The sequence below is a fragment of the Mycobacterium barrassiae genome (genome assembly GCF_025822765.1).
Lineage (GTDB): Bacteria > Actinomycetota > Actinomycetes > Mycobacteriales > Mycobacteriaceae > Mycobacterium > Mycobacterium barrassiae.
Genome location: NZ_JACKUK010000037.1, coordinates 1 through 12172, shown reverse-complemented (window position 1 = coordinate 12172; position 12172 = coordinate 1). Strand labels below are relative to the sequence as shown.

Sequence of the window (12172 nt, the reverse complement as noted above, 5' to 3'; positions counted from 1 at the left end):
ATGGTTATCGGAAGTGGGGAATGATCTTGTCCGCGAACCGGTCCACCTCGGACTCGATCGGCTGGAACTGGAGCATGAACAGCTCGATACCGGCCTCGTGAAATGCGTTGATGCGTTCGATGACCTGGTCGTAGCTGCCGACCAGGCCCGCCAGTGTGCCGCCGTTGGAGCCGATCCGCTTGGTGCCGGAAAGCACCTTGTACATCTGGGTTTTGGGGTCGGTGCCGCCGGAGATCTCGGGCCTGTTCACGGCGTCGTCGAGGGAATGTAGGTAGTCCAGCTCCGCGAGTGCTTCCGCCTCGGTCTCGCGCGCGATCACGAAGGCGGACAGTCCGAATCGCAGCGGGGCACCGTCACGCGGCCGGGCCCGCAGGTCCTCGATCACCTCGATGGTGTCGGACAACGGTCGGCCGTTGATGAAGAACACATCCGCCTTTTCGGCAGCGAGCGCCCGACCGGGTTCGGATTCGCCGCCGACGTACAGGGGCGGCGGGTCGGCAGGCGCGGGCCGGATCAAGGCCGGCTGGCCACCATGGTCGCCGATGGCGACGTGCTTACCGGCCCACAGGTCCGTGACGGTCGAGAGCCACTCGCGCGAATACGCGTACCTGTCATCGTGATCGAGAGGATCCAGACCCAAACCCTCCAATTCGGGCAGGAACCATCCGGTGACGAGGTTGACGGACAACCGGCCCTCGGCGATGGCTGCGATGTTCGCGGAGAGCTTCGCGAACACCAACGGGTTGAACAGCAGCGGCTTCACCGCACCGATCAGCTCGATGCGCGACGTCGCTTCCGCGACCGCCGCGATCGTCGACCACGTCTCGAGCACGTCGTCCTCGGTATTGCTGGGGTGAATGACGTGCTGTGCCACCAGGGTCGAGTCAAAACCGGCCGCTTCGGCGCGCACGAGCAGATCGCGGGTGCGGCGGTAGCTCGCGTCGGGCGCGTCGTGCGGATGCTCGCGGGCGCCGTGGTTGCCGTAGACCGGCGCCCACACGCCGAACCGTGGCGCGGTCACGAGCGGGCCAGGTAGCGCCTGCGTTCCCAGTCGCTGACCTCGTTCGAGTACTCCACCCATTCGCTGCGGGCCAGCGCCGCGAAATCTCGCACCGAACCGGCACCGAGGATGTCGGCGATGGTGTCGTCGCGGGTAGCCAGTTCCAGTGCCACACCCAGTGATTCGGGCAGCGGAACACCTTGGCTGTACAGGTTGCCGCCCTCGAGGCGCGGGGGAGTGGCCTTGGCCTCCAGGCCCGCGATCACCGCCGCCAGCGCGGAGGCGATCAACCAGTACGGGTTGGCATCCGACGCGCCGCTGCGCAGCTCGATCCGGCTGGCCGACGGGTCGGCCTCGACTAAGGATCGCACCGCGGCGCTGCGGTTGTCGCGACTCCAGGTCACTGTCGCCGGTGCGAACGAATCGGGGACGAAGCGTCGGTAGGCGTTGACCGAGTGTGCCCCGAACAACGTGATCGACGGCAGGTGCTCGAGCAGGCCCGCGATCGCATGCAGCGCGGTCTCGTTCTCGGCGCCGCCGGTCGGTGCGAAGGCAGGCTGGCCGTCGCGCCAGAGCGAGATGTGCAGATGCTGGCTGCTGCCGGAGTGTTCGGTGAACGGCTTCGGCATGAAACTCGCGATCTTGCCGTGTTTCCGCGCCACCTCCTTGGCGGCGTACTTGAGCCGGACCGCATCGTCGGCGGCCTCCAACGCGTCGGTGTAGACCAGATTCGTCTCGATTTGACCGGGACCGTACTCGGTCTGAATGCCCTCCAAACGCGTGAAGGCGCTCAACGTCTCGTACAGATCGGTGAGCAGCGGATCGAGCGCGTTGGCGTTCTCCAGCGAGTAGGCGTGGATGTCGTCCTGGAACGGTGAGCCGTCGGAGTTGAGCAGGTAGAGCTCGAACTCGACCCCGATCTTTGCGGTGTAGCCCAGCGAAGCAAGGCGCGCGAGCACCTTCTTGAGCACCGCGCGAGGATCGAGCGGCGACGGGTTCCGGTCGTGGGCAACGATATCGGAGATCACGTGACCAACCAGCGGACGCCAGGGCAGCGGCCGGTACGTCGCGAGATCGGGTACGGCGTACACGTCGGGATAGCCGCCGGCCCAGTTGGTCAGCTCAAGCGACTCGACGACTGTGCCCTCGGTGTTCCACCCCAAAGATGCTTCGCAGAAGGCGAATCCGCTGCCGAGCGCCCGGCTCAGGAACTGCGACGCGGGAATCCGTTTGCCCTGTGCGTGTCCGAACGGGTCACTCCACGCCACCTCGATCTCGGTGAGCGAACCGTCGCCGAGCGCATGGCGCAACTCTCGCTCTCTTGCAGACGTGGTGGGCCGCAGCGCCTGCGTTTCCACTGAGTTCGTCATGATGCTGCGACGGTGTTGTCTCGGTAGTCGCGAGCCTTCGTCCCGACGACGGCGCCCACGACGAACGCCGTGACAAGCAGTCCGATGATGACCCAGGCAAGGATGCTGGACCCGCCGACGAGGGTGTAGAGGTTGGCGAGGATGAGCACCAGCGACACGAGCAGCCCGACCAGCCCGAGTGCCGGGGCGATTCGGACCCGCCATTGCGACAGGCCGCGCCGGTCCTTGCCGAAGAACACCAGCACCGCCACGCTGGTCGCGATCAGCAGCACGATGATGCCGACGGTCGTCGTGCCGGCGAACCAGGTGTAGAACTGCGCGGCCGGGTCGAGCTTGAACACCACCGCAAGCGCGATGCTGACCGCGACGACGGCGGAGATCCACAGCGAGGCCCGGTGCGGTGAGCCGTGCCGGGGGTGTGGCTGGCTCAACGACACGGGCAGGATGTCGCGCTGCGACAGCGCGAACAAATAGCGTGCTGAGACGTTGTGGAAAGCCAGGATGCAGGCGAACAGGCTGGTGAAATACAGCACGGTGATGATGTCGGCGCCTATCACGCCGATGTAGCGCGCTGCGGTGTCACCGAGGAATGTGGCGCCGTTGTCGGTGGCGTGCGCGACGGCCGCCTCGTCACCCCAGCCCGAGATCAAGGCCCAGCTCGTCACGGCGTAGAACACGCCGATCAGGATCAGTGCGACATAGGTGGCGCGGGGAATCGTGCGCTCCGGTGTGCGGGCTTCGTCGCGGAAGATGGCCGTCGCCTCGAACCCCACATAGCTGATGATCGCGAAAAGCAATCCGATGCCCAATGATCCGGACACGATGGCGCTGGGGTTGACGATGCCGGTCGACAGCCCGTGGTCGCCGCCGCGGGCGACGATGACGAGATCGAGGACGACGACGATCGCGATCTCCGCGGTCAGCAGCACTCCGAGCACCCTGCTCGACAGCTCGATGTTGCGGTATCCGAGAAAGGTCACCACGGCGAACGCCAGTGCCGCGAACAACCACCATGGCAGTGCCGGTCCGCCGAACAGTTCGACGACCGCAGTGCCCGCCGGCCCGAGCAGCCCGTAGACACCGGCTTCCAGGGCGACGTAGCTGAGGATCGCGACGAACGCGATGCCGATACCTGCAGGCAGTCCAAGCGACTTGCGGACATACGAGAAGAACGCGCCCGCCTCCTCGACATGGGGTGTCATCGCGGTGAAGCCGACCGCGAAGAGCAGCAGGATCACCGTCGAGATGATGAATGTCGCGGGAAAGCCCGCCCCGTTGCCCGCGGCCAGGCCCAGCGGGACGACGCCGCCGATGACGCCGAGCGGCGCGGCCGCGGCCACCACCATGAAGACGATGGATGCGACGCCGAGGTTGCCACGCAGTTTGCGTACCGCCGGGGCGGGTTCTTCGTTTAAAGAATCTGGCGCTGCGGTGATTTCGGACATGAGGGGGCCATCCTTCGATGGAAAGAGTCGATAGGTTGCTTGGACGCTAGGCCGGTGGCCAGCGATTCACTACATCTGGAGTCAGCGTGAGTCTTATTACGCCGCTGCGGCCTTGACAGCTCGGCCGACTTCGGTGCGAATCGCCGTGTATTCGGGGGAGCGGCGAAGTTCGTCGGCGTCCACCCCGGTGCGGGGCAGGTCCACTGGGAGGTCCAGCGCCACCTGACCCGGCCGGCGGGTGAGCACCACGATCCGCGATCCGAGGAATGCGGCCTCGTCGGCGCTGTGCGTGACGAAGACCGTTGTGCGCCCGGATTCGGCACTGACCTGGCGAACATCCTCCTGCAGCCGCTCCCGGGTGAGCGCGTCGAGCGCCGCGAACGGTTCGTCGAGAAGGAACAACGGTGTCTCGGCCGCCAATGCGCGCGCGATGGCGACACGCTGTTGTTGGCCACCGCTGATCTCCCAGATCTTGCGGTCGGCGGTGCCTTCGAGGCCCACCCGGGACAGCAGTTGGTCACGCCGGGCCGCCCGGCGCTCCCGTGGCACCTTCGCGTACTTGAGTGCCAGATCGATGTTTCCGCCCACCGAGCGCCACGGGAACAGCCGCGGCTGCTGGAACACCACACCCGCTGTCACCCCAGGAGTCGGTGGTGCACCCGACACTTGCACCTGTCCCTCGCTTGGCGATTCGAAACCGGCGAGCAGGCGCAGCAGAGTGCTCTTACCGCAGCCCGACGCGCCGACCAGAACCAGGAACGATCCGGGGTCGACGCTGAGGTCGACCGGACCCAGCGCGGTGACCTCGTTGCGCCCTCTGCCGTAACGGTGGGACACGCCGGCGATCCGGATCGCCGCCGTGTTGTCCTGCCGCGCATCGTCCTTCAGCTCACTGACTGAGGACACCTGGCAGGCCCTTGGTGTAGATCGCGTCCTGGAACGTCTCCAGTGGTGCGGCCGACGGAATCTGCTTCTGATCGGCCAGGAACTGTGATGCGCTCTGCAGGTTGGCCGCCAGGTTGCCCGGCTTCCCCTCGGCACCAAGCCATTCCGGCGAGCCGATCTGCTCGGGGGTGAGGAAGACGGCCTGCTTGATCTGACCTTCGGTCTCCTCGGGGGTCAACCCGATCTCGGCGGCGATGGCCTTGGCGGCGGCGGCGGGATCCTCGTTGATCTGGGTCGCGGCGCGGGCCTCCTGCTGACGCCAGACGTCGACGACGTCGGGGTGGGCGGCGGCGAACTCGTCGGAGACGACGGCCAGGTCCAGCGTCGGCTTACCTGCCTCGGCGAGCTGACGGCTGGTGATCAGATCTTTGCCGGTCTTGCGGAGCTCGTCGAGGGTGGGCAGCCAGGTGTAGGCGGCATCGATGTCGCCGCGGTCCCAAGCCGCCAGAATCGCCTGCGGTTGCAGGTCGATCAACTGAACATCGCTGGCGGACAGCCCATTCTGGTCCAGTGCGGCCAGCAGGCTGTAGTGCGCGGTGGACGCGAACGGCGTGGCGACCCGCTTGCCCTTCAGCGCGGCGATGGAGTCGATACCGGTGTCGTTGCGCGCGACGAGCGCCTCGTTGTCACCGGCCACGTCGAGGATGAACGCCACCTTGTACGGAATGTTCAGCGGTTCCGACAGTCCGCGGGCCACCGGGCTGGATCCCAGCGCGCCGAAGTCGAGTTCCTTGGCGATGAACGCGGTGTTCACGTCGGCGCCGGAGTCGAACTTGGTCCACTTGATGTTGTAGTCGGGCAGCGCCTCTTCCAGCCAGCGGTTGTTCTTCACGATCAGGTCCCCGCTGGGGAAGGTCTGATAACCGACCCGGATGGTCGGCTTGTCGGCCTGCTGCTCCGACTTGTCGACGGAGCAACCGGTCAGTGCTGTGGCGGCGACAGCCGCTGCGGCGACTACAGCCTTGAGGGCCTTGAATTTCATATCTTTCATACCTTTCCAATCCAAGGGACGCTCCGCCGCTCGATGGCACGAAGCAGACCGTCGATGACAAGCCCGGAGAACCCGATCGCGAAGATGCCGACGAGCACCACCGGGGTGTTGTTGTAATTGCTTGCGTCCTTGACCAATCCGCCGACACCGGGGATGCCGTTGAACAGTTCGGCTGCCACCACCGACGAGTACGCCATGCCGACAGCCAAACGGATGCCGGTGAACGTCTCGGGCAGCGCCGAGGGGACGACGATGTCGCGGATGACCTCTGCGCGCGACGCGCCCAGCGCCCGGGCGGCCTCTTGCAGACCCACCGGCGCGGCGACGACGGCTGCGGTGGTCGCCACGGCGGCGGGCGGCAGGGCCGCCAGAGCCAGCAGCGTGATCTTCGGCGCCTCGTCGATTCCGAGCCAGATGACGAGAAGGAAGAAGTAGGCCAGCGGCGGAAGCGCGCGCAGGAATGTCAGCCAGGGCTCGAGCACGCTGCGTACCCAGCTGACCGAACCCATGACCAGGCCGAGCAGGACCCCCACCGCGACGCCGATGACGACACCGGCGAGCACGCGGCGCAGGGTCATGTAGAGGTGCTCCCACAGCAGGTAGCCGGCGTATCCGCGGACTCCGTCGTGCGTGGTGGAGACGTCGACGAAGGCCCGCCACACCGCACTGGGGTAGGGCACGAACGTTTGGTTCCAGATGCCGCTGGCCGCCGCCAGCTGCCACACGATGCCGAACACCACCAACGACAGCAGGGGCAGGGCCGCGCGGGTGAGCCGACCGCGCCACTTGCCTGCCGGCGCGGCGGAGGCCGGCGAGCCGACTTGCGGCTCGTCGGGAGCGATATCTACGAACACCGACACTGTGAGAGACCTTCTGTTGCTGAGATGGACCGGAAAAGGGCTAGCGACAGCAGGGGTCGTCAGACAGCGGCGCGGTCATTGGAGTATTAGTACCGGCTGGTCCGCAGCTGTGGGATATCTGTGCTCACGGAGAATTTTATTTGCCGGGGGCGTAAAAGTACTGCTCGGGAATGAAATCGTGGCCGATGTCGTTCGCTACCATCGAGATAGCTATCCCCGCGGCCGAGAGATGCCGATGAAGTTCTTGTTGCTCACGCTGATTGCGCATCATCGCGATCCGCGCACAGGTGTGGCGAAGAGTCCTGCCGAACGGTTGCAGGAGGTCGTCGACAACGCGGTACTGGCCGAAGAACTCGGTTTCGACGGCTTCGCTGTCGGTGAGCGCCACGAGGATCCGTTCATCTCGTCGTCGCCGCCGGTGGTGTTGAGCAACATCGCCGCGCGCACATCGAGGATCGGACTGTTCACCGCGGTCACGACGCTGAGCCTGCTCGACCCGGTGCGGGCGTTCGAGGATTATTCGACGCTCGACAACCTGTCCGGCGGTCGGCTGGAGTTGATCATCGGCAAAGGCAACGGTGCGGCGCAGGCCGAGTTGTTCCACGTGACGACCGCCGACCAGTGGGACCGCAACCGCGAGGGTTACGAATTGTTCCGGGCCCTCTGGGACAGCGAGCGGGTCACGTGGACCGGTCGCTTCCGCCCACCGCTGGTCGACGCCAAGGCACTACCCCGTCCACTGCAGAAGAAGATCCGCATCTGGCACGGCAGCGCAACCAGCAGGGACTCGGTCGATCTGGCTGCGCGGCACGGCGATCCGATCTTCTCGGCGAACGTGACGTATCCGATCGAGCCATACGCCGAACTCGTTCAGCACTATCGGGCGCGGTGGGAGTTCTACGGCCATGATCCGAACGACGCCCTGGTGGGTGCGGGAACCGCGGGCTTCCACATCGCACCGACATCACAGCAGGCGATCGACGAGTACCGGCCCGCATTCGAGGCGCGTCTGTCGTTCGCGCGCAGCGCCGGTCTTCCGGTGGTGTTCGAGTCCATCGAGGACTTCGTAGACCGCAGCTCTGCGCTGATCGGCAGCCCCCAGCAGGTGATCGACAAGGTGGGCCGCTATCACGAGCGGCTCGGTCACGAAGTGATCCACCTCAGTGCCGAAACCGACGGTGTCACCGAGGCGCAGAAGCGACGCAGTCTCGAGCTTTTTCAAGCCGAGGTGGCCCCAGTACTTCGGCAGCAGCTGTCGAGCAGACCACTGTCAGCACAGGTGATCCGGCAAGACGCGGTGGCCTGAGGAAGACCTGAGGAAGGGATGTATGTCAGATGACAACCGTTGACCACAGCACAGAATCCGCGTTGGAGACGGCCTGGCACGAATGGCACAGCGAGCGGGAGCGGTACTTCGGCGATCCACTCGGCTGGGTCAGCCTCACCGGTTTATATTGGCTCTCAGGCGATTTCGAGACTGTTGCCGATCTACCCGGCAGGTGGCGTGCGGATCAGGATGCGGTGTCCGTGGAAGGTATCGACGGCGTCGAACGGCTCGAACCGGTCGAGGGGGCACCTGGGTTGCTCGTCGAAGACGGCGATCGCCGCATCGAGGTGATCCGGCGAACCGGCTCGGCAGCACTGCGTGTGCACGACCCGCGCTCTCCGCACCTGCGGGCGTATCACGGGATCCCCGCGTATCCGCCCAACGAGAAATGGGTTGTTGCCGGCCGATTCGTGCCGTTCGACAGCCCGCGTCCGGTGACCACCGGTGCCGTCGTGGAAGGTCTGGAGCACCACCACCAGGCGGTCGGGGTGATCGATTTCGAGTTGGACGACGTGCCATCGCAGCTGCTGGCGTTCACCGGGCGTGACGGCGGTCTGCACATCCTCTTCACCGATGCGACCAGCGGTGTCACGATATACCCTGCATGCCGCGGACTCTCGGTCGCAGCGCCAGGCGAGGACGGTTTCGTGACACTCGACTTCAACCGGGCCGCGAACCTGCCGTGCGCATTCACCGACTATGCGACGTGCCCTGTAGCCCCCGCAGAAAACAGGTTGGTCGTCCCCGTGGAGGCCGGCGAGAAGAACCCGCGCTGAGCGGTCAGGCCGCCTGGGCTGTCGTCGCAGTGGCGGCGTCGAAGCGGTCCAGCACCGTCGCGGCGACGAGGTTGTGCGAACCCAGCGGCTCAGCCATGGGAATGCCATGCGCCGCAGCATATTTCGCGACGCGGTCGGTGATGATGCCGTGGGCTAGGAACCACGGGGCGATCACCAGCTGCCGGGCGCCACGAGCCCGCAACCGATCAGCGGCGTCGGCGACGCTGGGCTGAGGTCCTGTCGCGAAGGCGACTTCAGCGCCCGCCCAACGCGTTCCCCGACTCAGGGTGTTTGCCACGGTCGACGTCCGTGCGTTGGCGGCCGCGTTCGACGAGCCGACCGCGACGACGAGCACACCGAGGCCCTCGCTTTCGGGTGACACCCCGATCTCCGAGAGCCGCAGCCGCAACACCGACAGCAGGGCGGGATCCTCGCCGAGCACATCGGCCTGGTCTACCAGCGATCCCGACGCCTCGATCATCGCGGGAATGTCGACCTGCGCGTGATAGGCGTCGGCAAGCAAAAACGGCACCACGACGCCGATGTGGAGATCCGCCAGCACATCGTCCAGGCTCGGGCCGGCCTTTTCGAGAAACGCGGGACGAATGTCAAGCCATGGCCGCAGCCGTCGGATGCGGCCCGCCACGGCGTGCGTGACCGCCGCCGAGCGTGGATCGACGCTGCCGTGCGCCGCGAGAACGAGCGTCACGACGCGTGCAGCCCGCATTCTGTCTTGTTCTGACCCGCCCAGCGGCCGCTGCGCGGGTCGGCGCCGTCGACGGGCTTGGCGGTGCACGGCGCGCAGCCGATCGATGGATAGCCCTCGAAGACAAGGGGATTGACAAGCACATCGTTGGCGTCGATGTAGTTCTGCATGTCCTCGTCGGACCACGCCGCGATCGGGTTGATCTTCACCAATCCAAACGCCTTGTCCCAGCTGATCAGCGGCGCGTTGGCCCGCGTCGGGGCCTCGACCCGGCGGATACCGGTGACCCAGGCGGAGTACCCGCGCAGCGCCTTGGACAGCGGCTCGACCTTGCGCATCCGGCAGCATTCACTGGCATCGCGGGCGAACAGATCCTTGCCGAACAACTCGTCCTGCTTGGCCACGCTGTTCTCCGGCGTGACGTTGACCACGTTGATGTCGTAGACCGCCTCGACGGCGTCACGCGTGCCGATGGTCTCGACGAAGTGATAGCCGGTGTCGAGGAACAACACGTCGACGCCAGGGCGCAACTTCGCCGCCAGGTCGACCAGCACGGCGTCCTGCATGTTCGATGCGACCACGTAATTACCGCCGAAGTGCTCGTCGGTCCACCGCAGCAGCTCTTCCGCGCTGGCACCGTCGAGTTCGGCCGCGCCGCGCTCGGCCAACGCGATCAGGTCGTCTTCTGACATCAGTTCCGTCACCGCAAATCCGCCTCGTCTGCTCGTATTGCCCACGTAGCGAAACGCTCGCCCTGCTCCCGTTGTTTCACGAAGTTGCGAACCACCCGGTCGATGTAGTCACCGAGCTCGGTGGCCAGCACCTTGTGCTGGCGCAGCTTGCGGCCGAAGCCGCTGTCGAGCCCGAGGCTCCCGCCCAGGTGGACCTGGAAACCCTCGACGGCGTTGCCGTCACCGTCGTCGACCATCTGACCCTTGAACCCGATGTCGGCGACCTGGATGCGGGCGCACGAGTTCGGGCAGCCGTTGATGTTGACCGTGATCGGCACGTCGAGCTGCGCGTTGATGTCCTCGAGCCGCTTCTCCAGTTCCGGCACCAGAACCTGCGCGCGGTTCCGGGTCTCGGCGAACGACAGCTTGCAGTACTCGATGCCGGTGCAGGCCATCAGGTTCTTCCGCCAGGCCGACGGGCGCGACGGCAGGCCCAGTGCGTCCAGCCCGGCGACCAGCTCGTCAAGTTTGTCGTCGGGGACGTCGAGGATGACCAGCTTCTGGTACGGGGTCAGCCGGATCCGGCCCGAACCGGCCGCCTCGGCGAGGTCGGCCACCTTGGTCAGGATGGTGCCCGACACCCGGCCGGCGATCGGCGCGACGCCGACGGCGTTGTGCCCGTTCTTGAGCTTTTGGATCCCGACATGGTCGATGGGGTGCTTGACCGGCTCGGGCGCAGGCCCGTCGATCAGCTTGCGACCCAGGTACTCGTCCTCGAGAACCTGGCGGAATTTCTCGACGCCCCAGTCCTTGATCAGGAACTTCAGCCGGGCCTTGCTGCGCAGTCGCCGGTAGCCGTAGTCGCGGAAGACCGACGTCACGCCCTCCCAGACGTCCGGAACCTCTTCCAGCGGCACCCAGGCACCGAGGCGCTGGGCGAGCATCGGGTTGGTGGACAGCCCGCCGCCGACCCACAGATCCAGGCCTGGGCCGTGCTCGGGGTGGTTGACGCCGATGAATGCGACGTCGTTGACCTCGTGGGCGACGTCCTGCAGGCCGGAGATCGCGGTCTTGTACTTACGCGGCAGGTTGGAGAACGCGGGGTTGCCGACGTAGCGGCGCACGATCTCGTCGACAGCCCAGCTGGGGTCGAGGACCTCGTCGAGGGATTCGCCTGACAGCGGGCCGCCCAGCACCACGCGGGGGCAGTCGCCGCAGGCTTCGGTGGTTTGCAGGCCGACCGCGGCCAGCCGTTCCCAGATCTGCGGCACGTCTTCGATCTGGATCCAGTGGTACTGGACGTTCTCGCGGTCGCTGATGTCGGCGGTGTCGCGGGCGAACTCGGTGGAGATCTCGCCGATGGTGCGCAGCGCCGCGGCGCTCAGGGCGCCTCCGTCGCAGCGCACCCGCATCATGAAGTGTTTGGCCTCGAGCAGATCGGCGTTCTCGTCGCCGGTCCAGGTGCCGTCGTAGCCCTGCTCGCGCTGGGTGTAGAGGCCCATCCATCGCATGCGGCCCCGCAGGTCCTGCTTGTCGATGCTGTCGAAACCGCGCTTGGAGTAGATGTCGAGGATGCGGGCGCGCACGTTGAGCGCGTCGTCGTCCTTCTTGAACTGCTCGTTGGCGTTGAGCGGCTCGCGGTATCCGAGTGCCCACTGACCCTCTGCACGGGTCTTCTTGGCGGGTCTCGGCTTGGATTCCGCGGTGGTCATGGGGTGGCTCCTTGGTGGAGCCGGCCTTCGAATCGCGCGTGGTCACCGGGTGGCTGTCCGGCGGCGCAGATCCGGCGGCCAGCTGTACGTTCGGGTGGGCTGGGACCTAGATCAAGCGCAAGGCAGACAACAACAGGTACACACGCGCTTGAAGTCGACGTGCCGACGCGCCACCAGCGATACGCGCTGGGGGAAGATGCGGCCGGCAGTCACGTCGCCATTGTGCCACGGATACCCGCACCAGCCCTAATGGGAGTCGATCAGCGTGTCCTTGACGGGGATCTTGGTTCTTCAGCGGGAGGCTGATCACCGGACCGCCGGCTGGTGAGCACTGTTACAGCCTGGAGTGCTGGTCGACTCCTACGGTTA

At 66.1% G+C, this 12172-nt stretch carries 12 protein-coding genes; 2 read left to right on the top strand and 10 right to left on the bottom strand.

Annotated elements, in window-relative coordinates:
- Positions 1 to 4 precede the first annotated feature (4 nt).
- The 6 genes from H7J93_RS24900 to H7J93_RS24875 form a co-directional block, all read right to left on the bottom strand.
- Positions 5 to 1021, bottom strand: coding sequence for an LLM class flavin-dependent oxidoreductase (locus tag H7J93_RS24900; RefSeq protein WP_267308968.1), 1017 nt, complete (start codon positions 1019 to 1021; stop codon positions 5 to 7).
- Complete coding sequence (locus H7J93_RS24895; RefSeq protein WP_267308967.1) at positions 1018 to 2370, bottom strand: glutamine synthetase family protein; 1353 nt, start codon at positions 2368 to 2370, stop codon at positions 1018 to 1020. The genes H7J93_RS24900 and H7J93_RS24895 overlap by 4 nt, the downstream gene beginning before the upstream one ends.
- Positions 2367 to 3815 (bottom strand): APC family permease, encoded by a 1449-nt coding sequence (locus tag H7J93_RS24890; protein WP_267308966.1) that lies wholly within the window; start codon positions 3813 to 3815, stop codon positions 2367 to 2369. The genes H7J93_RS24895 and H7J93_RS24890 overlap by 4 nt, the downstream gene beginning before the upstream one ends.
- 96 nt (positions 3816 to 3911) lie before the next feature.
- Entirely contained in the window at positions 3912 to 4721 is an 810-nt protein-coding gene (locus H7J93_RS24885) for an ABC transporter ATP-binding protein (RefSeq protein WP_267308965.1), read from the bottom strand.
- Entirely contained in the window at positions 4705 to 5742 is a 1038-nt protein-coding gene (locus tag H7J93_RS24880) for a taurine ABC transporter substrate-binding protein (RefSeq protein ID WP_267308964.1), read from the bottom strand. Before H7J93_RS24880 ends, H7J93_RS24885 begins: the two co-directional genes overlap by 17 nt.
- A gap of 5 nt (positions 5743 to 5747) precedes the next feature.
- The gene (locus tag H7J93_RS24875; protein ID WP_267308963.1) at positions 5748 to 6611 is read right to left on the bottom strand and encodes an ABC transporter permease; all 864 of its coding nucleotides are present in this window, start codon (positions 6609 to 6611) and stop codon (positions 5748 to 5750) included.
- Positions 6612 to 6846: 235 nt separating this feature from the next.
- On the opposite strand from H7J93_RS24875, the gene H7J93_RS24870 reads away from it, so the two are divergent.
- On the top strand, positions 6847 to 7917 hold the full coding sequence (locus tag H7J93_RS24870) for an LLM class flavin-dependent oxidoreductase (RefSeq protein ID WP_267308962.1): 1071 nt from the start codon (positions 6847 to 6849) through the stop codon (positions 7915 to 7917).
- 29 nt (positions 7918 to 7946) lie between these two features.
- Positions 7947 to 8714, top strand: a complete 768-nt coding sequence (locus H7J93_RS24865; protein WP_267308961.1) for a DUF1684 domain-containing protein — start codon at positions 7947 to 7949, stop codon at positions 8712 to 8714.
- A gap of 4 nt (positions 8715 to 8718) precedes the next feature.
- On the opposite strand, the gene H7J93_RS24860 is transcribed toward H7J93_RS24865, so the two are convergent.
- The 4 genes from H7J93_RS24860 to H7J93_RS29480 form a co-directional block, all read right to left on the bottom strand.
- Positions 8719 to 9441 carry a sirohydrochlorin chelatase gene (locus H7J93_RS24860; RefSeq protein WP_267308960.1) on the bottom strand — a complete coding sequence of 241 codons (723 nt, stop codon included), beginning with the start codon at positions 9439 to 9441 and terminating at the stop codon, positions 8719 to 8721.
- Entirely contained in the window at positions 9420 to 10112 is a 693-nt protein-coding gene (locus tag H7J93_RS24855; RefSeq protein ID WP_267309007.1) for a phosphoadenylyl-sulfate reductase, read from the bottom strand. The genes H7J93_RS24860 and H7J93_RS24855 overlap by 22 nt, the downstream gene beginning before the upstream one ends.
- Positions 10113 to 10120: 8 nt before the next feature.
- Positions 10121 to 11803: a nitrite/sulfite reductase gene (locus tag H7J93_RS24850; protein ID WP_267308959.1), complete on the bottom strand. Its 1683-nt coding sequence runs from the start codon at positions 11801 to 11803 to the stop codon at positions 10121 to 10123.
- A 111-nt stretch (positions 11804 to 11914) separates the two neighbouring features.
- Positions 11915 to 11977, bottom strand: a complete 63-nt coding sequence (locus tag H7J93_RS29480) for an Ms4527A family Cys-rich leader peptide (RefSeq protein WP_372508029.1) — start codon at positions 11975 to 11977, stop codon at positions 11915 to 11917.
- Positions 11978 to 12172 lie beyond the last annotated feature (195 nt).

Excerpts from the sequence above, each read along its gene's own strand:
- H7J93_RS24895 (WP_267308967.1), bottom strand. The coding sequence starts at position 2,370 with ATGACGAACTCAGTGGAAACGCAGGCGCTGCGGCCCACCACGTCTGCA.
- H7J93_RS24890 (WP_267308966.1), bottom strand. The coding sequence starts at position 3,815 with ATGTCCGAAATCACCGCAGCGCCAGATTCTTTAAACGAAGAACCCGCC.
- H7J93_RS24880 (WP_267308964.1), bottom strand. The coding sequence starts at position 5,742 with ATGAAATTCAAGGCCCTCAAGGCTGTAGTCGCCGCAGCGGCTGTCGCC.
- H7J93_RS24870 (WP_267308962.1), top strand. The coding sequence starts at position 6,847 with ATGAAGTTCTTGTTGCTCACGCTGATTGCGCATCATCGCGATCCGCGC.
- H7J93_RS24865 (WP_267308961.1), top strand. The coding sequence starts at position 7,947 with ATGACAACCGTTGACCACAGCACAGAATCCGCGTTGGAGACGGCCTGG.
- H7J93_RS24860 (WP_267308960.1), bottom strand. The coding sequence starts at position 9,441 with ATGCGGGCTGCACGCGTCGTGACGCTCGTTCTCGCGGCGCACGGCAGC.
- H7J93_RS24855 (WP_267309007.1), bottom strand. The coding sequence starts at position 10,112 with ATGTCAGAAGACGACCTGATCGCGTTGGCCGAGCGCGGCGCGGCCGAA.
- H7J93_RS24850 (WP_267308959.1), bottom strand. The coding sequence starts at position 11,803 with ATGACCACCGCGGAATCCAAGCCGAGACCCGCCAAGAAGACCCGTGCA.